The organism is Bradyrhizobium genosp. SA-3 (genome assembly GCF_004212635.1).
Taxonomy (GTDB): domain Bacteria; phylum Pseudomonadota; class Alphaproteobacteria; order Rhizobiales; family Xanthobacteraceae; genus Bradyrhizobium.
Genome location: NZ_PSRT01000010.1, coordinates 65,797 through 86,916 on the forward strand (window position 1 = coordinate 65,797; position 21,120 = coordinate 86,916).

Annotated in this window: 14 protein-coding genes, 1 tRNA gene and 1 pseudogene; 7 read left to right on the plus strand and 9 right to left on the minus strand. The window is 63.3% G+C overall.

What is annotated here, in order from left to right; translation table 11 throughout:
* The first annotated feature begins 249 nt into the window (after positions 1-249).
* A pseudogene (locus CWO91_RS05065) lies at positions 250-3,356 on the plus strand (DEAD/DEAH box helicase).
* A 1,188-nt stretch (positions 3,357-4,544) separates the two neighbouring features.
* Positions 4,545-5,216 carry a hypothetical protein gene (locus tag CWO91_RS05075; protein WP_165405234.1) on the plus strand — a complete coding sequence of 224 codons (672 nt, stop codon included), beginning with the start codon at positions 4,545-4,547 and terminating at the stop codon, positions 5,214-5,216.
* A 720-nt stretch (positions 5,217-5,936) separates the two neighbouring features.
* Here the strand turns inward: CWO91_RS05075 and CWO91_RS42695 are convergent.
* Both CWO91_RS42695 and CWO91_RS05085 read right to left on the minus strand, forming a co-directional pair.
* Positions 5,937-6,095 (minus strand): hypothetical protein, encoded by a 159-nt coding sequence (locus CWO91_RS42695; protein WP_165405231.1) that lies wholly within the window; start codon positions 6,093-6,095, stop codon positions 5,937-5,939.
* Positions 6,096-7,039: 944 nt separating this feature from the next.
* Positions 7,040-7,432 carry a hypothetical protein gene (locus CWO91_RS05085; RefSeq protein ID WP_130212498.1) on the minus strand — a complete coding sequence of 131 codons (393 nt, stop codon included), beginning with the start codon at positions 7,430-7,432 and terminating at the stop codon, positions 7,040-7,042.
* A 1,142-nt stretch (positions 7,433-8,574) separates the two neighbouring features.
* Here CWO91_RS05085 and CWO91_RS05090 point away from each other — a divergent pair.
* Entirely contained in the window at positions 8,575-8,850 is a 276-nt protein-coding gene (locus CWO91_RS05090) for a hypothetical protein (RefSeq protein WP_130212499.1), read from the plus strand.
* Between the two features lie 73 nt (positions 8,851-8,923).
* Here the strand turns inward: CWO91_RS05090 and CWO91_RS05095 are convergent.
* The 3 genes from CWO91_RS05095 to CWO91_RS05105 form a co-directional block, all read right to left on the minus strand.
* A tRNA-Lys gene (locus CWO91_RS05095) sits at positions 8,924-8,999 on the minus strand.
* A gap of 291 nt (positions 9,000-9,290) precedes the next feature.
* Complete coding sequence (locus CWO91_RS05100) at positions 9,291-11,957, minus strand: glycosyltransferase (RefSeq protein WP_130212500.1); 2,667 nt, start codon at positions 11,955-11,957, stop codon at positions 9,291-9,293.
* Between the two features lie 216 nt (positions 11,958-12,173).
* The gene (locus CWO91_RS05105; protein WP_130212518.1) at positions 12,174-12,767 is read right to left on the minus strand and encodes a beta-1-3, beta-1-6-glucan biosynthesis protein; all 594 of its coding nucleotides are present in this window, start codon (positions 12,765-12,767) and stop codon (positions 12,174-12,176) included.
* A gap of 329 nt (positions 12,768-13,096) precedes the next feature.
* Here CWO91_RS05105 and CWO91_RS05110 point away from each other — a divergent pair, with 329 nt between their 5' ends.
* Positions 13,097-14,656 (plus strand): beta-(1-6) glucans synthase, encoded by a 1,560-nt coding sequence (locus tag CWO91_RS05110; RefSeq protein ID WP_130212501.1) that lies wholly within the window; start codon positions 13,097-13,099, stop codon positions 14,654-14,656.
* On the opposite strand, the gene CWO91_RS05115 is transcribed toward CWO91_RS05110, so the two are convergent.
* Positions 14,616-14,996 carry a hypothetical protein gene (locus CWO91_RS05115; RefSeq protein WP_130212502.1) on the minus strand — a complete coding sequence of 127 codons (381 nt, stop codon included), beginning with the start codon at positions 14,994-14,996 and terminating at the stop codon, positions 14,616-14,618. The genes CWO91_RS05110 and CWO91_RS05115 overlap by 41 nt on opposite strands.
* A gap of 154 nt (positions 14,997-15,150) precedes the next feature.
* Between CWO91_RS05115 and CWO91_RS42700 the strand changes: the two genes are divergently transcribed.
* The gene (locus CWO91_RS42700; RefSeq protein ID WP_165405232.1) at positions 15,151-15,297 is read left to right on the plus strand and encodes a hypothetical protein; all 147 of its coding nucleotides are present in this window, start codon (positions 15,151-15,153) and stop codon (positions 15,295-15,297) included.
* A 127-nt stretch (positions 15,298-15,424) separates the two neighbouring features.
* Here CWO91_RS42700 and CWO91_RS05120 read toward each other — a convergent pair whose 3' ends face one another.
* Together CWO91_RS05120 and CWO91_RS05125 are read right to left on the minus strand one after the other, a co-directional pair.
* Complete coding sequence (locus tag CWO91_RS05120) at positions 15,425-15,682, minus strand: hypothetical protein (RefSeq protein ID WP_091894444.1); 258 nt, start codon at positions 15,680-15,682, stop codon at positions 15,425-15,427.
* A 181-nt stretch (positions 15,683-15,863) separates the two neighbouring features.
* On the minus strand, positions 15,864-17,285 hold the full coding sequence (locus tag CWO91_RS05125) for a hypothetical protein (RefSeq protein ID WP_130212503.1): 1,422 nt from the start codon (positions 17,283-17,285) through the stop codon (positions 15,864-15,866).
* A 172-nt stretch (positions 17,286-17,457) separates the two neighbouring features.
* On the opposite strand from CWO91_RS05125, the gene glmU reads away from it, so the two are divergent.
* Positions 17,458-18,825 (plus strand): bifunctional UDP-N-acetylglucosamine diphosphorylase/glucosamine-1-phosphate N-acetyltransferase GlmU, encoded by a 1,368-nt coding sequence (gene glmU / locus CWO91_RS05130; RefSeq protein ID WP_130212504.1) that lies wholly within the window; start codon positions 17,458-17,460, stop codon positions 18,823-18,825.
* A 6-nt stretch (positions 18,826-18,831) separates the two neighbouring features.
* On the opposite strand, the gene CWO91_RS05135 is transcribed toward glmU, so the two are convergent.
* Entirely contained in the window at positions 18,832-19,050 is a 219-nt protein-coding gene (locus tag CWO91_RS05135; RefSeq protein ID WP_130212505.1) for a hypothetical protein, read from the minus strand.
* A gap of 218 nt (positions 19,051-19,268) precedes the next feature.
* Between CWO91_RS05135 and glmS the strand changes: the two genes are divergently transcribed.
* Positions 19,269-21,095, plus strand: coding sequence for a glutamine--fructose-6-phosphate transaminase (isomerizing) (gene glmS / locus CWO91_RS05140; RefSeq protein ID WP_130212506.1), 1,827 nt, complete (start codon positions 19,269-19,271; stop codon positions 21,093-21,095).
* Positions 21,096-21,120 lie beyond the last annotated feature (25 nt).

The following is a 21,120-nucleotide window of genomic DNA, read 5'->3' on the forward strand; positions in this document are numbered from 1 at the left end:
GCCAAACGGCCGGGATCGCGATGGCGTCCCAGAGGTTGCCCACGAGCGTGCGTTCGCCGGGCAAATCCCATATGCATGGCGCCGAGCAGGCGAATCAGGATGAGAGCGGCTCGCGTTCAGTTGCCGGCGGTTTACGACCAGAGACGGGTTCAAGTGAGGCTTTCCAAAAAAGCGCGGGCGACCAAGAAGTCGCCCAAGAAGAGCAAGGGGTCGCAGCGCGCAACGATCTCGTCTTCGTCGCCCCTCGGGATGATGGCTCTCCATCTGCTTGCACAATGGAAGCAGTCCGGACGCAGCGGTCTCGTTTTTCTTGCCGAGAGTGAGAACAGGGCCGAGCGGCTGGGCAGCGTCATTCACGCGCTCGACCCTTCCTGCGAGGTCCTGGTGTTTCCGCGACTGAACACCTTGCCGTTCGATCAGCTGGAGCCATCCCACGAACTCGCGGGGCGCCGAGCCTCGGTCCTGCGACGCCTCGCAAAATCCAAAAAGCCGCTGTTTCTGGTTTCGACGGCGGAAGCCGTGATGGAGCGCCTGCCGCCGCCTGCGAGCCTGTCGCGCCTGAGCGTAAGCTTGAAGGTGGGCGGCGCGTTCTCCGAGCGGGACCTCGAGGCGCGCCTCGAAGCTCTCGGATATGATCTCGACGACGAGCCGGACTATCCGGGCGGGGCGCTGTTTCATGGCCAGACCTTCGAGATATTTCCCGCAGGCGCGCTGGGGCCGTTCCGGATCGAGCATTCGGATCGCGCGATCAGGCGGATCGTGGCGTTCGATCCGAAAGAGCACGACATCATCTTCGAGACCAGCGAGCTTCTGGTCGATCCCATGTCCGAGCGGCTTGCCTTCGCCGGCAAACGCGGCAAGCGCGCGAGCCTGTTCGACTATTGCGGGCGCGCCAAATGGATCGCCGATGCAGGCGTCCCGCTGCACGCCGACGCCTGGCTGAGCACGATCGAGGAAGCCGCGCCCCGTGCCGAGCGGGAGCGCGAATATCTTGGGCGGGCTGACTGGAAACGGCTCGCCAAGGGCATGAAGGCGTTGCCGCGGACGGCGCCGTTCCAGACCACGCCGGAGTTTTCGAAGCTGACATCCGCAAGGAAGGCGCTGCGGGCGTTCGTCGAGGAGACGCGGCGGGCCGGTTCGCGCCTGATGCTCGTGGCGGCGCAGGAGGATGATCTGCGCGTGATGGAGCGGATGAGCGGCGTCAAGGCGCAGCGCTGCGAAGACTGGGACGAGGCGACGCGCGGGCGGAACGGCGAGACGGCGCTGCTGGCCGATCTCGATGCCGGTTTCGTCCTGCCGGGGAAAAAGTCTCTTGCCGTCGTGACGGCGTCCGACGTGCTCGGCAGCCGGGCGCATCATCCCCAGCCGATGGCGCGCGCCTGGAGTGCGGCCTTCGATCATGCCGACGTGCCCGAGCAGGGCACCGTGGTCGTCCATCTCCAGCGCGGCCTTGGCGTGCTCGACGGCTTGCAAACCGTGAATACCGGCGGCGGCGCGCTGCGGGAGATGATCCGCCTGAAGTTCGCAGGCGACAATGCGGTGCTGGTGCCGCCGCCCGATCTCGCCTTGATGTGGCCTTATGCAGCTGAGCTCGGCAAGCTGGCGCTCGACAAGGCGGATGGCAGCACGTGGTGGGCGCGCCGCACCTCAGCCGAACGCGAAATCCAGATCGCGGGCAAGGTGCTGGCCAGGCACATCAGCCAGCGCCGGCGGCGCGCGCCGAAAAGCTGGTTCTGCCGGGATCGGCCTACGAGAAGTTCGTGGCGCGCTTCCCTTATTTCACGACGAGCGACCAAGCCAAGGCGATCGCCGACGTGCTGGATGATCTCGCGTCCGGTCACCCGATGGACCGGGTGATCTGCGGCGACGTCGGCTTTGGCAAGACCGAGGTGGCGCTGCGGGCAGCCGCCGCCGTGGTGCTGTCCGGCAAGCAGGTGGCGATCGCGGTGCCGACGACGGTCTTGGCACGGCAGCATGTCGCAACGTTCCAGAAGCGCTTTGCTCCGTTCGGCATCGAGGTGGGCAACCTGTCGCGGGCGACATCAGGCGCGGAGCTGCGCGAGACCAAGGAGGGACTGCGCAGCGGCCGGATCAAGGTCGTGATCGGCACGCAGGCGCTCACCGGCAAGGACGTCAAGTTCGATGATCTCGGCCTCGTCATCATCGACGAGGAGCAGCATTTTGGCGCGGCCGAAAAGGCCAAGCTCTCCGGCCTCGCCAAGAACGTTCACGTGCTCATGATGAGCGCGACGCCGATCCCGCGGACGCTCGCCGCCGGCCTTGCCGGCTTCCGCGATCTCAGCGTGATCGCTTCGCCGCCGGTGCACCGGCTTCCGGTCGCAACCAGGATCGCACCGCTGTCGGATGCCGCCATCGCCTCCGCGTTGCTGCGCGAGCAGCGGCGCCACGGCCAGAGTTTTCTGATCTGTCCGCGCATCCAGGATCTCGATCCCATGTTGGCGCGGGTGCAGGCGGTGGCTCCCGACCTTCGCATCGTCTGTCTGCACGGCAGACTGGCGGCCGACGAAATCGACGACCGCATGATGAGCTTCGTCGAGGGCAGGGCCGACGTCCTGCTCGCGACCAACATCGTGGAGAGCGGCCTCGACATTCCCCGCGCCAACACCATCGTGGTCTGCTGGCCGGAAAAGTTCGGCCTTGCCCAGCTGCACCAGCTCCGCGGCCGCGTCGGCCGTGGCGGCATCCGCGCCTTCGCCCATTTGCTGACCGAGACGGAGTCCGGGCAGTCCGAGAAGCGGCTGGCCGTGCTCGAGGAGTTCAGTCGGCCGGGCGCCGGCTTTGCCATCAGCGAGCGCGATCTCGATCTCAGGGGCGCTGGAGACCTGTTCTCGGAGCAGCAATCCGGGCACGTCCAGGTGTTCGGGCCCGTGCTCTACAGTCACCTCTTGAAAATGGCCTCGGAGAAGGTCGATGAGGGCCGGGCCGCAGTGTGGGTGCCCGACCTCAATCTGCCGGTCGGGGATATGCTGCCCGAGACCTACGTGCAGTCCGAGCCCGTGCGCCTCGAACTCTATGCACGCGCCGCACGATGCAATGACGAAGACGACCTCGACGACCTCGAGGAGGAAACCTCCCGCCGCTTCGGCCCACTGCCGAAAGTGGCGCGCGACTTCTTCGCCGCAGCCTGGCTCAGGATCGAATGCAAGCGTAGGGGCATCATCCGCCTCGACGTCGGCCCCGGAGCGGTCGCCGCGACGTTCCTGCCGGGACGCTTGCGGAAGTCGCGGGGCAAGTCGCTGCAACGCGACGGCGATCGCGTCGTCTATCACAGCCCGATGCGAGATGCGCCGTTTGAGCGGGTGGAGGAGTTGTTCGAGCTGCTGGATGAGGGGTAGAGGCGCTCAGCGGCCGGCTTCTTCAATTGGGAGTTCGTAGCGGGAACCCGGTTCCACCGTTATAGTTAATGGGATTGGCGAATGGAGATTGTCCGATGTCCCATGCCATCCCTCCGGTCATTGTCGCGATTGTCGCAAGCTCATGTCTGTTGGTCCTGGCGCAAGCAGGCGGCGCAAATGCAGGGTCCGCGGGAGCGGGCATGGGGACAGGGGCGGGTAGCGCCGGCGGGTCGGCACCTTCTGGAATGGGGACGAGTGCAGGTAATGCGGGTGGCTCGGCGCCCCCAGGGATGGGGACGAAAGACACCTCCCCCGGCGGAAATCTGGACACCAACAGCCAATCGACAAATCCGAACGTTCAGCCCGCCACGCCTGCGAAGTCGCGCTCGGCAGCCCAGGCCGCGAGAAATGCCGGGGTTGGTCATGCCCAAAACGGTCTGCCGATCGGCGCGATTGGGAGCGGCACGAGCAATGAGGATCAAATGACCACTGGCCTGGCGTCCTCCCGAAACAGATCGGCAACACAGGCTCAAGGTGGTTCAGAAGGTCAGCCAGGGAGAGGCGCGAGCCTTTCGGACCAGATCAGCCGGCCGCGAGCCGCACGAGCTGGCGACAAGATGCTGGACGCCAACGCACAGGTCGAGCGACGAACAACTGTGTCGCCCAGACGCGTTCCGAGCCCGACGGGGCCAGGCTTGTAGTCCGCGAGCGAAGCGGCGAAGAGACACGATCGGCGCAATGGATCATCGCGCCCCTCGGAGTCCAGAATCCGGCGCCTAACCAATCGGCCACCGCGCATTGATTGGTGGAGGAGTTGGTACCCGAGCACATCCTCTCGATTGAGCGACTAGCCAAGAACGCGAAAACAACCCCATGCACAGTAGCTAAGTGCTGCTGGTACAATGTCTTCTGCATTCGTCGCGAAATCCGGTTGACGCGTCGGGCAAAACAGTGGCATTCTGCCATTCTTCGGAAAATCCGTTGCGGAGAAAACTGCTGCTGGCCATGGGGTGACGGGCTTAACCCCCGTAATTGGCCGGGGTCGCGGGCCGTCAGCCGGCCAGGCCGCTAACGTGGAATTAATCCAAAAAGCCCACAATTTTAGACAGTTGTGTTTGGGTGCTGCGTAAAGGAGTCGTCGTGAGGACGTTCCAGGGGCGGCTTCCTTTTGCTCGCTCATTGGGGTCAATGCACGTGACCACGACTTTCGAAACGGAAGGCTTCGCCGAAGAGCTCGACCCTGCAGCACTTGCAGCCGCCGCAGCAGCAGCGCATGAGCCCGCAGCCGCGGAAGCTCCAGTGCCGATCAAGCGGTCCAGCCGGAAATCGGTCCTGGCCCTGTCGGTGTGTGCCCTGGCCATCAATGGCTCGGCGGCGATCTACACATCGCCGTCTGGTTTTTCGTCGCTGAATGTTAGCAGCTTGGCTGACCTGTTTCCGCGCCAGGAAGCTTCCGCGCCAAAGCCGGATCCGGTTGTCGCTGCTTTGAAGGACATTCAGTCGACCCAGCAGCAACAGACTGCTTTGCTGAAGGAGAGCAAAGACTCGGTGCAGCAAAATGCAGCTCTGCTGCAGCAGGATTCAATGGTGCTCCTGTCTCTGCGCCAGAGCATCACGGACGAACGGATCGATGTGAGGAAGATTTCTTCGCAGCTTTCGACGCTGATTGCGAAGGTCGACTCGCTGCAAAGCGCAATGATGTCGGATGTCACGTCCTCCATTCGAAGAGCGCATGCTCGCTATGGGCTATCCTCGGTGATGCGCAAACGGATCGCTCGGGAATCGAAACCTGTGGGGCCCGTTTCGGTTGGAGGAGCTCCGCTGAGCATGCCGGCTACGGTTTCAGTCCCGGAAAGCTGAAGAGGCGTCTAGCAAATCACTTGGGGCCATATCGGCGCGAACCCAGTATCGCGAAGGGGCCCATGCTCGTGCGCTGGCGACTGATCGCCGCCGGCATCAAGTCATGACCCCATGCCTCATGGACGGTTCTTTCCGGAGTTTCTCGAGCTGGGCCAGATAGTCCTTCATTTGCAATGACTCCGTTCCCCGTAATGGAACGCTACAGGCAATGTCCGAAAGCGAACAGACGTGATTGCCGATTTTTCCTAGCCTTCGATGGGCTTTGGCCTTCCCCAAAGGTCCAAGCACCTCCAGCGGCCCCGGCCTCCACCCCACCCAAAAGCCCCCACGGCCGGGGCCGTCACTAAAGCGCAGCACTTTCAATCGGAACCACCGCCTCGCCACCGCATTACTTGCTTGCATAATTATCCCGGTCATCCGGGTGGGTCTTTGGGTGTCGTGGGGGCGTTTAATGGGCGCTTGTGATCGCACCGCTGTTCTGAAGCAGCGCGTTGACGAGCTTGTTTCCGGGCTTTCCGAGTTAGAAAATTTGCGATCCCGCGTGATCGCAGCCGAGCACATGCAACAGGGGCGGAGCGTCGATCGCAACCCGGCCGCAGCAACTCGCCGGACTGCTAAACCCAAATCATCATCGGTAAAACCCGATCGGCCAAAGAAGCACTTGGCGCGGCCGCCCAGGGTCGAGCATTGACTGATCTGAGGCCTGGTTTCCACATCCAGTCACATGGGGCCAAAGGCGCTCGCGAGCCCGATGGTGATCGGGACCAGCGCAACGATTGTCCATAGGGCAGGCGAACTGGAGGACAGGCCGGCGAAAAAGATCAAGACACCGAAGCCGACGAGGGCCACCGAGATGGCGTATGCGAGCGCTTTTTCCATCGTTTGATCCACGAGGAGCACTGGATGGATTGCGCTTGTAGGATTCCCGGCCGGTCGAAACGTTCCTATGCCGACAAGCGGTGGATGGGCACCTTTGAGCCTTTGACCCGTCACGACCCAGGTGCCGCCTCGACGCGCGCAATTCTGCGCCAAGCGGGGTGAGCCATGCCTGAAATGAGATTCCTGACAGATGAGGAAGCTCAAGCTGTATTACAGGCCTGAGGTATGATCGGACACCGAGGGAGTTTTACTAGGAAGTTACTGCGACATTGCGCTGGGGCCACCCCGTTCCGCGACTCATTAAGTGCACTACCCGCATCTCTATCGCGTTCGATCGAGATGCTTTCAGCGCCGACCCGCGAATGAACGACTTCGTCTGGACGCGGTAAGCCTTACCACAATGCCGCCAGCCGCGCCCGTCGTGTCCGGCAGATTTACTTCTTCTCGGGAAATTCGCGTGCGTAGGTGGCCGAGCCAAGATTTGAATTACCGGGCCCAAATGCAGTGACGGTGATTTGATAGGAATGGCTGCCGCTCGGCGGGCTCGGGGGCGAATAGTTGTTCAGTGCTCCACAAGCTATCGTGGACTGTCCCTTGTACGGGACCGTCCCCCCACCATGATTGTAGCTGGGGACCTGAAGATCAACCATGTGGAATTGCAGGGTAACCGTTCCCTTTGGCACACCGGTCAATGCGAACACTGGAGAGCCGAGGCCACACCATCGAAAGCTCATCGAGAATGCCGATGCATTCGCAGTGCTCAAAACCAACATGGCCGTCGCGCACACAGTCAACCGAATACGCATCATTTCCCCCTCCAGAGTTCCGGACGATCGAAGTTGATTCGGTTCGCCGCCGCAACTCGATATCGGTAGTCAGCCGCCAGAGGGCAAGCTTGGCTGCTACGGTAAACGACCGCCCGCCAGTTCACGCTGGCGGTCTCCTCAATAATAATAGTAGGAACGATGTCTGGGGCGGCGTTCATAGCCGCCGTAGTAGCCCTGTCGGCCCTGCTGAAACTGCGGCGGCACCGTACCGTTGGGGTAGCATTGACCATCCCGAATATCGACGTCTGCGCCGTGACCACAGGGGACTCGATATCTGCCGTAGCCTCCGCCACCGCGATAATAGTACTGCCGCGCAGCCTGCTCCTGAGGAGGAAGGTATCCGTTTGGATAGCACATGCCGTCACGGGCGCTCACGTCCCAGCCGTGGCCGCATGGAGGCGGGTGAACGGGGACACCGTATTGGACGGTTTGAATCTCCGGTGGAGTGTCTTGCACCACCACGGTCCCGAGGTGAAGGGCGAGGGCAGCCGCGGCAATGCTGATGATCATGATCCGTCTCCCTCTGCGCACAATGTCACGGACGCGCTGAATACCCGATGAACGGCGAGCAGATCCCGAGTCCAGTGACGAACAGCGCGAAGCATACCGCCATCAAAGCGGCATCGTAAGTACTTCGCAAATTATCAATTCCTTGGACTGCGGAACGCGAGCGGGCTATTGCCCCTTCGATGGCTCAAAAACTCAGGCGGCTTCTCGACGAAGTAGGTCCTCGCCAATTTCCGAAACAGAATGCATCGATCGCAGGCGAAATTACGGAAATTACGAAATTACGGTGACACTGCAACTTAACCGGAAGGCTCGCTGGTTCACGCCGGCGGGCCCCTGCGCTACAATCTACGAGCGATCGGGAGCCGCCGCCATCGCGTCGATCGCCGATAATTAAGCTGGCTATCGACAAACGTGAGTACTCTGGGGCCGTGGTGCCGAGCGTCCGCCACTTTTGCATTTCTGGCTCCGGCGCGAAGCATTCCGATCTTTTCCTTGCAATGATTAGATCATCCTTCATGTAGGGAGTTATTTAATGATTAGGCTGATTTCAATTGCTTCCCTCACTCTGGCTCTGACCACCGGCGCTGGACAGGCGCAGCAGAGCACGCCTCGCGGAGGCTCCCCCCAAAGTTTGGAAAGATGCAAGCAGCTTGCTAGCGAACGTGGTTTCTCGAGTGCGGGTGGGATTATGAAAGGACAAGGTCGCGCAAAGCGAGAGTTTGTGATCAATTGCATGCGCGGAAAGCAAATCTAGGCGAGTCGAACGGGACATCTTGCGGCTCGCCGGTCCACGCTGGCGGCTGTCCCACTCGTCCTAAAACAAGACGCTGCCGGGCTCGAAATACATGTCCCGGCAGCGTTTCATTCTCAAACTGAGCACTGAAATCCCAGTTGGTTTCGACTGTGCAACGGGCATGCCACATGTGTGACACGGCCCGCCAGCTACGGGCGGGCCCTTCTGGTCCATCGTACAGTTCTCATGCGCGGTCGGCTGCTGTCCGTATCTGACCCTCAGTGTCCTAACTTGATTTTGGGAGTGTCCTAATTCATTCTCAGTACTGCCAACATTCAACGAGCTCTGTTCACGCACGACGATTGGTGAGGGGCGCTCCAGGCCGGGACCCTTCGCCCCCGATGATGTCATGAAAGGCATGCAAGCCCACTTAGAACTACTTCGCGGGCAAATCGCAGAATGCGAGCGCATGCAGAAGGCCGCAAAGAGTCAGCTCCAGCGCAACGTGTTCGCAACGCTGCTCGCGCGCTACAGGGCTATCGCGGTCGAACTGGAAGAAGCGATAGCAAAGATGCCTCCTCCAAACACTTTCCGAGATCGCACCAAGCAAGCGCGGCAAGCTGCCAAAGAGTACGGCGATGACCAAAGGAAGCTAGCCAAGAAGCTCCGCCGCAAAACCCGGTGACAACGCATTAGGTTGGGAATGCTGATCAATCCCGTGCCCAACCGTGGCCAGAGACTATTAGCCGGAAAGCTTTTGGTGAGCGCGCTGGGGCTCGAACCCAGGACCCCGTGATTAAAAGTCACGTGCTCTACCGGCTGAGCTACGCGCTCCCATGGCCGCTGATGGCTCGAAGACGGACGCCATCGTGTTCGGTCATTTCGAGAAGCATGTCTTGCCGCCACGCTCGACTTGCGTTGCGGGGAAAACCGGCTGTTTCCGGATCATGCTGTCGGCCCGCGCTGTGTAGGGGGATGGGGCGCGGAGGTCAATAGTGCGGGTGGGTGCCGAAGATCGCGGCAGGAGCGGGGATTCGCTCGCTGCTTCCGTTGCTTAGGTCAGGAATTTCAACCTGATTGGCGGGCCGTCATCCACGCCGAACAGCGAGGATGGCCTGCCAGCCCTCAGTTCGCCTCGCGCCGCACTTCGTTCGGCACCGGCTGCGGCGTACCGGGGGTCGGCAGGGCGACCGGGCGGAGGCCGATCAGCTCGGCGGAGCGGATCGCGCTGTCGCGCCAGAACTGGAACGAGTTGATCCGGCTGAGCTCGAGGATGGCGATCGCGACGGCGGCCAGGAACGGCAGGCTTTGCAGCACCAGGACTCCGGCGAAGACGTAGATCTCGGTGATCTGCCGGAAACTGTTGGAGGCGATCAGGACGCCGGCGCCGATCACCAGCAGGGTGCCGATCACGGCCTCCCAGAACGCCTGGAACTCGATCGACATCCTGCTAAGGCCGCCCTTGGAAGTGCGGGCGAACGCGATGTGCTCAGTGATGAGGCCCTGCGCGACCGCGCGCGACACCGTCCATTGCACGCTCATCGCCGCGATCATGGCGCCCAGCATCTGGCCGGGCTTGATCGCGACGCGGGCGCGATACATCGACAGGAAGTGCACCAGCGACACGATGAAGGCGCCGATGATCGGCAGCGTCAGGATCTTGTCGGGGATGGCGATGTCGGCAAAGGCGACGATCGGCACCCAGACGAGGTTGAGCAGCGCCACGACCACGCCGAGGCTTTCGGCGCCCAGCCAGTTCAGCCAACCGAGGCCATATTCGCGCTTCTGGTCGGGCGTCAACCGGCTCCTGCCGGGCAGGAACTGCCGCCAGTGCTTCTTGACGATCTGGAGGCCGCCATAGGCCCAGCGGTGACGCTGCTTCTTGAAGGCCTCGTAGGTGTCGGGGAGCAGGCCCTGGCCGTAGCGATGGTTGGTGTAGTGGGTGGTCCAGCCGAGCTCCTGGATCGCAAGGCCGAGATCGCTGTCCTCGCAGATCGTATCCGACGACCAGCCGCCGGCCATGTCCATCGCGGCGCGGCGGATCAGGCACATCGTGCCGTGCACGATCACGGCGTTGAGCTCGTTGCGCTGGACCATGCCGATGTCGAAGAAGCCGGCATATTCGCCGTTCATGATGTAGTGCATGATCGACAGGCCGCCGTCGCGATGCTCCTGCGGCGCCTGCACGAGGCCGACGCGCGGGTCGGCGAAAGCCGGCACGAGGTCCTTCAGCCAGTCGGGATCGACGACATAATCGGCATCGAGGATGCCGATGATCTCGGCATCCGCCGCGGTGCGGTCCATGGCGATGCGCAGCGCGCCGGCCTTGAAGCCCTGCACCTTCTCGGCGTTGATGAACTTGAAGCGCTCACCGAGCGCGCGGCAATGGTCCTGGATCGGCTGCCAGAAGGCAGGATCCGGCGTGTTGTTGATGATGACCACGCATTCGTAGTTCGGATAGTTCAGCCGCGACAGCGCATCGAGCGTCTGCTTCAGCATCTCGACCGGCTCGAAATAAGCGGGGATGTGGATCGAGACCTTCGGGTAGTAACTCTCCGGCACGTTCTCGACCGGCTTGTCCTTCGTGATCAGCCGCTGCGGCGGCCGGCCGAAGGCGACCGCGGCAATCTCGTCGATGCGCGCCATCGCGATGAGGACGAGGGGAACGAGCAGGATCATGCCCAGCGTCAGCGCGAAGGCCGAGCCGAAGATGAAATAATGGCTGTTCCAGAACGCGAACACGGTGGCGGCCCAGGCGCCGACGCCGTTGGCAGTTGCCGACAGTAGGAAGGCCTGCTTCGCGGTCGGTTTTTCAAGCCGCAGGATCGGCAGCGACAGCAGGATGCCGACCAGCAGCGCGATGCCCATCAGCTTCCAATAATCAGGATTCTCCACCGGGCCGGTCCAGGCGAATTTCGGCTCGCGGCTGGCGTTGAGAATGCCCCAATACGGACCGACGCCGCCCTCGAAGAATTTCCAGGGCTGATCGATGGCTTCGACGATGTTGTATTCCATGCCGATGGCTTCGGCGCGGCTGACGAAATTGCGCAGGATCAGCGCCTGCTGGAACGGGCCCGGATCGGCGTTGCGCAAATTGTAACCCTGGCTCGGCCAGCCGAACTCGGCGATCACGATGCGCTTGCCGGGGAACAGGTTGCGCAACAGGTTATAGCGATCGACGGCCTGGTCGACGGCCTGGTCCGAGCGGAAGTTTTCCCAATAGGGCAGCACGTGGGCGGCAATGAAATCGACGCTGGAGCCGAGGTCGGGATTGTCGCGCCAGATGTTCCAGATCTCGCCGGTCGTGACCGGCACGCGGACCGATCCCTTGACCTTCTTGATCATGTTGATGAGGTCTTCGACCTTCTGCTCGCCGCGGTAGATCACCTCGTTGCCGACCACTACGCCGACGACGTTGCTGTTCTTGCGGGCGAGCTCGATCGCAGCCTTGATCTCGCGCTCGTTGCGGTCCTTGTCCTTGTCGATCCAGGCGCCGACCGTGACCTTGAGGCCGAATTCGGCGGCGATCGGCGGCACCAGCTCCACACCGCCGGTGGACGAATAGAGGCGGATCGCGCGCGTCATGGTCGACAGCGTTTTCAGGTCGGCGCGGATTTTCTCGATCGTCGGGATGTTGTCGATGTCGGGGTGGGCCGAGCCCTCGAACGGTGCGTAGGAGACGCTGGGCAAGAGGCCCTTGAAATCAGGGGCGGGTTCCTTGTCACGCAGGACTCCCCAGAGGCCGGCGTGGAGCGCGGACACAAGCAACAGAACGGCGGCGACAACGCGCATCGCGGCTAAACCACAAGGGGCTGAGGTGGCAGGGAAGCGGATCCGACCCCGAGATCCGACCGAGTCCGCGGCAAAGGGAGCATACCTCTGCCGCGCGGTTTCACAACTGTCATGGCCTCATGTCCTTATGAGGGCATGGCCTTTTCGAACGACGCGTGGCAGTGCCAACCGTGTCTATGGCCGATCGTTCCTGAACGACAGCTGAAACGATCGCGGCTATTTCTGGGGCGCGGGCGTCGGGCTTGCCGCAGGCGAGGGGCTGGCGGCCGGCTGAGGGGCTTGCGAATTGCCCGACGTTGGCGCTGCGGCTTGCGAGGCGCTCGCCGCCGCCTGCTGCGGCTGGGAGGCCGGGTTGATCCAGCAGGCGTGCACGCGACTATCCAGGGTCTCGGCGACCTTGGGGTCGATCTGCCCGCCGAAGCGGGTCAGGCAGCGGAAGGCAGCCTGGATGTGGCCGCCGGGGCAGCCGAAACGGTCGTAGAGGTCGAGATGGCGGAACGCGGTATCGAGATCATCCCGCCACATCAGCCGCACCACGCGCCGGCCGAGCCAGACGCATTCGGGATTGCCGGCGGGACCATTGATGACCTGGGCCGCTTCGGCGAATTCGTCGGTGCGGCGCTGGTTCTGGGCGGCGTCCTTGGCGGCGTCGGCGGGCTGGGCGGCGGCCTTGCTCTGGTCGGGGGCGGGCGAGCCGCTCTGGGCGGAGGCGCCGCCGAGACCGGCGAGAACGAGAAGGCAGGAGACGGCCAAGGTGGCGGCGAACTGCCGCAGGACCGCATTTCGTAACTCGAACACCCGTTGCCGCATGAATTCCCCAATATGTCCGCTGACCGTCCGCATTCCGACCTCGCGGACGCGCCGGTGATGGCGTCCAAATGGGTCTCCAATGCGGCGGAAAAGTCCTTTGGAGTCCATGACCTGTATTTGGAATTTTGTCCAGCAAAGTCACGATCCTAGCCCCCGGTCGAACGGCCGCAGCCAAATTCCGCTGGGGGAGGAACTGATCCGCACCTGGGCACCCCCTTGGCAGATGGCGTGCAAGCAGGTAATCGACGGGCCCTTCGCGGAGGACGGAACCGATTTCTCTTCGTACGCCACTGGCGCTTCTGCTCGTTTCACTGGGTGCGATTGCTGCCGTGTGGTGGTGGTTGGCGACGCCGATCACGCTCGCGCGTGCCCCGATCGATCCCGCCGAGAAGGTCCAATGCGTCTCCTACGCCCCGTTCCGCGGCGAGCAGTCGCCGCTGGATGCGTGGACCCATATCGACGCCGACCAGATTGAGCTGGACCTGCGCCAGCTCAAGCAGATCACCGACTGCGTCCGCACCTATTCGATGGAGAACGGGCTCGACCAGGTGCCGGCGATCGCCGCCAAGGTCGGCGGGCTGAAAGTGCTCCAGGGCATCTGGCTGTCCAGCAACCGCACCAAGAATTTCGAGCAGGCCGCGCTCGCGGTTCGCCTCACCAAGGAATTCCCGTCCATCATCACCGCGTTGATCGTCGGCAACGAGGTGCTGCTCCGCGGCGAGATGACCACGGCCGATCTCGTCTCCATCATCCGCTCGGTCAAGGCACAGGTCAGCGTGCCCGTCACCTATGCCGACGTCTGGGAGTACTGGCTGAAGAACCGCGAGGTCTATGACGCCATCGACTTCGTCACAATCCATATCCTGCCTTATTGGGAAGATTTCCCGGTGCGCGCGAAATTCGCAGCAAGCCATGTCGAGGCGATCCGCGAGCGCATGGCGGTGGCGTTTCCGGGCAAGGAGATCCTGATCGGCGAAACCGGCTGGCCAAGCGAGGGCCGCATGCGCGATGGCGCGCTGCCGTCGCGCACCAACCAGGCCCGCGTCGTCTCGGAAATCCTGAGCCTTGCGAAGGCACAGAAGTTCCGGGTCAACCTGATCGAGTCCTACGACCAGCCGTGGAAGCGCAAGCTGGAAGGCACCGTCGGCGGCTATTGGGGTCTGTATGACTCGGTGCGCCGGAGCCTGAAATATCCGCCGGGCGAGCCGATCAGCAATTTCCCGTACTGGAAATGGTACATGGGCGCCGGCATGGGCCTTAGCGTGCTGGTGTTCGCGGTTGCCGGTCTCACGCTGCGCCGGCGGCCCTGGACGCCGCGCTTCTCGGCCTGGCTCGGCGTCGGCATCTCGGCGACGACGGCGGGCATCCTGCTCGGGATCGGCGCCGACAAGATGTATTACGAGAGCTACGGCATCGGTGGCTGGCTGCTCTGGGGCGCGCTGTTACTCGCCGGCATCCTGTCGCCGATCTTCTGCGCGCAGGCGATGGTGATCGGCCGCAGCCTTCCGACATTCCTCGACCTGCTCGGCCCGCGCGAGGGCCGGAAATGGTCGAAGCTCACCGCCGTGCTCGGCCTGACGCTGGCCATGACCGCGGTGATCGCGGCGCAGACCGCGCTCGGTTTCGTGTTCGACCCGCGCTACAAGGATTTCCCCTACGCCGCGCTGACGATGGCGGTGGTGCCGTTCGCGCTCTTGATGTTGAACCGGCCGCAGATCGGCCAGCGTCCGATCGCGGAGGCGGTGTTCGCGGGCGTGCTGGCGCTGTCGGCCGTCTATGTGCTCTTCAACGAGGGCCGCGAGAATTGGCAGTCGCTGTGGACCTGCGCGATCTACCTTTTGTTTGCGCTCACGCTGTGGCGGGCGCGGGCCGAGCAAATCCAAGAATGAACAGGCCGATCGCAAGGCCCGACAGCACGACATTGTAGAGCACGATGCCGAGGCCGGCGGCGATGACGCCGACGGTGAGCAGCACGATCGACGGCCGCATCAGGTTCAGCGTCGCAACCACCAGCGCGACGATGCCGAACACCGAATTCTTGAACAGCACGGTCGAGACCGAGCGCGCCTTGCAGACCAGCGTCTGCAGGCCGGCGTCACAGGCGAGCGCGACTTGCGACAGCTCGATCGCGAGGTAGCGCAGATAGAGCGCATAGCCGACGGAAACGAAGCCGACGACGATCAGGAACTGCACCTGGTAGGGCGTGAGGCGGAAGGGCTTTTTTCTCATGGGGGCAATATGGTCGGGATGGCGCGGGCAGGCAACAGGGCAGGCGATGTTTCTGTTGGTTTGGCTCGCCCAGGCAGCCTTTGGGAACACGCGAGGGGCGGGCTGAGTTCTGAATGTTATGACGTCCAATGCATGTTGCCTTCAAGGAGTGAGCATGGACAAGCCAACTCAGGAGCAGCTGAACGAGCTCAAGAGGTTGAGCAAGGAGGCGCGGGTGGAGGATTGGTCGGAAATCGTCCAGTCCAGGGATGAAGCGGAGATACGCATTCGGGATCTGAAGGAAAAGGCGCGCATCGAGTAAATCATCGCGTGCGCAAAGAGCCATCAAATTCGACCTTGCGTCTTCCGGCTCTGTTTCCAAATGCAGACCGGCGCCTGATCCTTTGATCAGGCGCCGGTTATCGAAATTACAAAGGCGACGGGCAGCCTCACTTCTTCTTGGTGCTCGAGCCCGTGGTGTTCTGCATCTTCTGTCCGGGCGCGCTTTCCGAGTGGCCCGGTCCCGCGGTGGTATTGGTCTGGTGACCGGGCGCGTATTCGGAAGCGCCGGGAGCTGTCGAGGGCTTCGTCGTGTTCTGCATCTGCTGACCGGGCGCGTTGCTCGAAGCGCCCGGCGATTTCGTCGTTTGCGCGAGCGCCGAGGATGCCGCCAGAACGACGGCCGTCGCGATGATCAATTTCTTCACGTATACTTCTCCCTTGGTCATGGACGCGGGCACGAGCGATGTCGCGCGTGCGCTCCGTTCAGAACCGGGATAACTGGGCAATCGGTGGCTGGTTTCGGTGGTGGACCGAAATTTAAGTCCATCTCCGCGCGCAGGAACATGCCGGCATTCACCGCGCGTTCAGGTGGAAGTAGATTCCGACCTACCGCCGGAAGAACGACGACAGCGTCGATCCCGCAGACGCTGATGCCGTCTCCGGCTTCGCCGGTGCCGGCGCCGGCTGGGCCGCGGGTGCAGGCGCGGGCTCCTCACGCTTTGATGAGCGCTTCGAGGAGTAGCTGCGGCGGCGCTGCGGCTTCTCGGGCTTTGCACTCGGCGCGGGCGCGGTTTCGGCTTGCGGTGCCGCGTCCTGGTTCTTCTCGGAGCTCTTCTCCTGAACCCGGTCCTGAGTCTTTTCTTGTCGCTTGTCTTGCGCCTTCTCTTGCGACTTCTCTTGCGCCTTTTCTTGGCCGCCGCGCATCGACAAGCGCTGGCCGTCGAACACGGTGGTCTCGCAATGGCGGTCGTTCTCGGTGAGGCCGGCGCAGAGTTTTGCGGCGGCGGCGGCGTTGATCAGAGGCCCGGCACCCAAGCGGAGCTGCATGCCGAGGCCCGTGGCACCTTCCTTGATCATGATGATCGGCCGCAGTGCTCCGACTTCGGGATTGGATTTCGTCACGCCGCGCCAGAGTGCGCGCAGGCCGTCGATCGAGTTGGCGCCCCCGAGGTCGATCGCAAAGCGCGTCTGCTGGACTGCGATCGCGGGGGCTTCGGTCTCGGCTGCTTCCGGCGGCTTCGTTGCTGCCGCGACGACCTCGGTTGGAGCAGGAGCCGGCTCGGCCTTCTTCTCGGCGGCCTTCTCAGCTGCCTCGGGCTGAATCAGTTTCGACGCGGCCGGATCCGGCGGCGCCATGATCGACTTGGACGGCACCAGCGGAAGGGTCGGCAGCGCCGATGTCATGGCCGGCGACTGCTGCACGAGCGAGGCGGCAGCCGCGGTCTGCGGCGGCGGGCTCGAGGGCTCCTTCACAGCCTCCTTCTGAGTATCCTTCGCAGTTTCCTTCTGAGTATCCTTGGCGGCTTCAGCGCGCGGCTTCTCGCTCGCCGGAGCTGGCGTCGAGGCGACCGGCGCCACGCTGGGAGCTGCGGTCGCTGGCGCGAGATCCTGCGGCTTGGCGCCTTGCGGCGGCGCGGCGCCCTGCTTGGCGATGGCTCCGGTGACGGAATCGAGACCCTGCTCCAGCACCGTGACGCGTGAATAGAGCCGGTCGCGGTCGCCGTTCAACGTCTCGATGGCGGCGGCGAGCCGGCGCGCCTCGTTCTGGCTCTCCTTGGTCAGCATCTGGAGGCGGTCGGCCTGGCGCGCGAGATCGGCGGAGGCGACCTGGTCGCGCCGCCAGCCGAGCTGGGCCTGATTGGCCATCACGGCGATGACGACGGCCCCTACGGCCGCGACGCCCCACGAGCCCAGCCGCCACATCATGCGCCGGTCGAATGCGCTTTCCTCGGCCAAAAGTCCGGAGAACAGCCCGCCGGTCTCCTTGGTGCCGAAGGCATCCGCCAGTGGGTCGGAATCCTTTGCCATGAACGTTGAGTGCCCAGCCCTGTCCGGCTTCCCCGAATCAATCAGGGAACATTAACAGGAAATACGCCCCGCACTTGAATTCCGGGCGTTTGCGGGGGTAGCAAGGCGATGGCATCAGGGCGGCCTGCCGTCCGCCGCACCAATTGATTCGGCCGTATCTGACAGGATTTCGATGACCGCCCGTTCCAGCCTCACGATCGTGCTCGCCGCCGGCGAAGGCACGCGCATGCGATCGAGCCTGCCGAAAGTGCTGCATCCCGTCGCACATCAGACGCTGCTCGCCCACGTGCTCGCCGCCGCACCAAAGGGAACCGGCACGTCGCTCGCAATCGTGATCGGTCCCCATCATCAGGCAGTTGCGGAGGAGGCGAGGCGCAGCCGCCTCGATGCGCTCACCTTCGTGCAAGCCGAGCGGCTCGGCACCGCGCATGCGGTGCTGGCGGCGCGCGAGGCGATTGCGCGGGGCGTCGATGATCTCCTGATCGCATTCGGCGACACGCCGCTGATCTCGGCCGAAACCTTCGCGCGGCTGCGCGAACCGCTCGCCAGGGGCGCCGCGATCGCTGCGCTCGGTTTTCGCGCCGCCGATCCTTCCGGCTATGGCCGCTTCATCGTCGAGGGCGACCGCCTGGTCGCGATCCGCGAAGAGGCCGATGCCAGTGAAGCGGAGCGCAAGATCGATCTGTGCAACGCCGGCCTGATGGCGATCGATGGTCGCCGCGCCCTCGCGATCCTGGACAGGATCGGCAATGCCAATTCCAAGGGCGAATATTATCTGACGGACGCAGTCGGCATCGTCCGCGAACAGGGATGGGAGTCGGTCGTGATCGAGACCAGTGAAGATGAAGTGCGTGGCATCAACACCAAGGCGCAGCTCGCCGAAGCGGAAAGCGTGATGCAGGCGCGCTTACGCAAAGCGGCGATGGAGGCCGGCGTCACGCTGGTCGCGCCGGAGACGGTGTACCTGTCCGCCGACACCGTGTTCGGCAAGGACGTGACCATCGAGCCGTTCGTGGTCATCGGCCCGGGCATCTCGATCGCCGACGGCGCGGTGATCCATTCCTTCTCGCACATCGTGCAGAGTTCGATTGGCAAGAACGCGTCTGTCGGCCCGTTCGCGCGCATGAGGCCGGGCAGCTCGCTTGGCGAAGGTGCCAAGATCGGCAACTTCGTGGAGACCAAGGCCGCGACTCTCGAGGCGGGAGCGAAGGCCAATCATCTCGCCTACATCGGTGATGCGATCGTCGGCGCCAAATCCAACATCGGTGCAGGCACCATCACCTGCAACTACGACGGCTTCGGGAAGCACAAGACGGTGATCGGGCAGGGTGCGTTCGTCGGCACCAACTCCTCGCTGGTCGCTCCCGTCAGAATCGGCAACGGCGCCTATATCGGCTCCGGCTCGGTGATCACCCGCGATGTGCCCGACGATGCGATGGCGCTGGAGCGCAACCAGCAGACTATCCGCGAAGGCGGTGCTGCGCGCTATCGCGAGATGAAGACGGGCGGCAAGAAGCTCGAAAAGAAGCCGGAGAAGTGAGCGAGGCTATTCGTCGTCCGCGAATTCGGAGAAGATCGCGCGGGTCAGGCGCCAGCCGCGCGGCTTGGCGCGCTTGGCCGGCTCGCCTTCGGGATGCTTGATGAAGACGGGCTTGTTTTCCTTGCCGCGCATGGGCGGCGGCCAATGCGCAAGGTGCGTGCCCGAGGTCTCGCTGGCGCGCAGATACATCGACGACAGGCCTTTGCGGTCGGATGAGCTTCTCATGGCCGTCTCTCCTGGGCGGGAATCGTTGGCCAAACATGTTGACAATGAGTTAACGTGCGAGGTTAAAGGCCGGCCAAATCGACGCAGGCGAGGCTCGGTGTGATTTGGCGCTGTCTCAATCAGCAATAATTATTGAGTATCTGGTTCCGTAGGAGTTTCGCTAAAACCGACCGCGTCGTTTAGGCGATTTTTCGGCGATTTGGGGGATAGTGATCCGCATGTGCGGGATTGTCGGCATTCTCGGGCGCGAGCCGGTTGCAGAGCAATTGGTGGATTCGCTCAAACGTCTCGAATATCGCGGCTATGATTCCGCGGGCGTCGCCACACTCGAAGGCAAGCACCTGGAGCGCCGCCGCGCCGAGGGCAAGCTGAAGAACCTGGAGAAGCGGCTCGAAGCGGAGCCGTTGAAGGGCACCACCGGCATCGGTCACACCCGCTGGGCCACCCACGGCAAGCCGACCGTCAACAACGCCCATCCGCATGCGACCGAGCGCGTCGCCGTGGTCCACAACGGCATCATCGAGAATTTTCGCGAGCTGCGCGAGGAAATCGAGGCGAAGGGCACGGTGTTCCACACCGAGACCGACACCGAGATCGTGGTGCACCTCGTCGACGATCTGCTCGCGCGCGGCAACAAGCCGGTCGAGGCCGTCAAGCTGACGCTGGCGCGACTCCGCGGCGCCTTCGCCCTCGGCTTCATCTTCGCCGGCGACGACGACCTCATGATCGGCGCCCGCAACGGCCCGCCGCTCGCGATCGGCTATGGCGACGGCGAGATGTATCTCGGCTCCGACGCCATCGCGCTCGGCCCCTTCACCGAGACGATCAGCTATCTCGAGGACGGCGACTGGGTCGTGCTCACCCGCAACAGCGCAACGATCTTCGACAAGGACGGCCACGCCGTCCACCGCGACAAGATCAGGCATGCGGCCTCGACCTCGCTGGTCGACAAGGCGAACTACCGCCACTTCATGGCGAAGGAGATCCACGAGCAGCCGGAGGTGGTCGGCCACACGCTCGCGCGCTATGTCGACATGGCGACCGAGCGCGTCTCCCTGCCGGTCAAGCTGCCATTCGATTTCAAGACCATCCAGCGCATCAACATCACGGCCTGCGGCACGGCGAGCTATGCCGGCTTCGTTGCAAAGTACTGGTTCGAGCGTTTTGCGCGCGTGCCGGTCGAGGTCGACGTCGCCTCCGAATTCCGCTACCGCGAAGCGCCCCTGCGCAAGGGTGATCTCGCCATCTTCATCTCGCAGTCCGGCGAGACCGCCGACACGCTGGCGGCGCTGCGCTATGCCAAGGCCCAGGGCGTGCACACGGTCGCCGTCGTCAACGTGGCGACCTCGACGATCGCGCGCGAAAGCGAGACCGTGCTGCAAACGCTGGCGGGACCCGAGATCGGTGTCGCCTCGACCAAGGCCTTCACCTGCCAGCTGATGGTGCTCGCAAATCTTGCAATTGCGGCCGGCAAGGCACGCGGCGAATTGTCCGATGAGGACGAGACCAGGCTCGTCCATGGCCTCGTTGAGGTCCCGCGCTTGATGTCGGATGCGCTCACCAACGAGGTTGAGATCGAGCGTCTGGCGCGCGAGATCGCAAAGTCGCGTGACGTGCTCTATCTCGGCCGCGGCACCAGTTTTCCGCTGGCGCTCGAAGGCGCGCTGAAGCTGAAGGAGATATCCTACATCCACGCCGAAGGCTACGCTGCCGGCGAGCTGAAGCACGGACCCATCGCGCTGATCGACGAGACCATGCCTGTCGTCGTCATCGCGCCCTATGACCGGGTGTTTGAAAAGACCGTCTCAAACATGCAGGAGGTCGCGGCCCGCGGCGGCAAAATCATTCTGATGACCGATGCCAAGGGCGCGGAAGAGGCGACCGTCGATTCTCTCGTCACCATCGTGATGCCCGACATGGCGGGGGCGTTCACGCCGATGGTCTATGCCGTTCCCGTGCAGCTGCTCGCCTATCACACGGCCGTGGTGATGGGCACCGACGTTGACCAGCCGCGCAACCTCGCGAAATCGGTGACCGTGGAATAGCACAAGGGATATCGGTTGGTCGCAG

Coding starts and splice junctions, on each gene's coding strand:
- CWO91_RS05075 (WP_165405234.1), top strand. CDS start 4,545: ATGCACGTGACCACGACTTTCGAAACGGAAGGCTTCGCCGAAGAGCTC.
- CWO91_RS42695 (WP_165405231.1), bottom strand. CDS start 6,095: ATGGAAAAAGCGCTCGCATACGCCATCTCGGTGGCCCTCGTCGGCTTC.
- CWO91_RS05085 (WP_130212498.1), bottom strand. CDS start 7,432: ATGATCATCAGCATTGCCGCGGCTGCCCTCGCCCTTCACCTCGGGACC.
- CWO91_RS05090 (WP_130212499.1), top strand. CDS start 8,575: ATGAAAGGCATGCAAGCCCACTTAGAACTACTTCGCGGGCAAATCGCA.
- CWO91_RS05100 (WP_130212500.1), bottom strand. CDS start 11,957: ATGCGCGTTGTCGCCGCCGTTCTGTTGCTTGTGTCCGCGCTCCACGCC.
- CWO91_RS05105 (WP_130212518.1), bottom strand. CDS start 12,767: ATGCGGCAACGGGTGTTCGAGTTACGAAATGCGGTCCTGCGGCAGTTC.
- CWO91_RS05115 (WP_130212502.1), bottom strand. CDS start 14,996: ATGAGAAAAAAGCCCTTCCGCCTCACGCCCTACCAGGTGCAGTTCCTG.
- CWO91_RS42700 (WP_165405232.1), top strand. CDS start 15,151: ATGGACAAGCCAACTCAGGAGCAGCTGAACGAGCTCAAGAGGTTGAGC.
- CWO91_RS05125 (WP_130212503.1), bottom strand. CDS start 17,285: ATGGCAAAGGATTCCGACCCACTGGCGGATGCCTTCGGCACCAAGGAG.
- glmU (WP_130212504.1), top strand. CDS start 17,458: ATGACCGCCCGTTCCAGCCTCACGATCGTGCTCGCCGCCGGCGAAGGC.
- CWO91_RS05135 (WP_130212505.1), bottom strand. CDS start 19,050: ATGAGAAGCTCATCCGACCGCAAAGGCCTGTCGTCGATGTATCTGCGC.
- glmS (WP_130212506.1), top strand. CDS start 19,269: ATGTGCGGGATTGTCGGCATTCTCGGGCGCGAGCCGGTTGCAGAGCAA.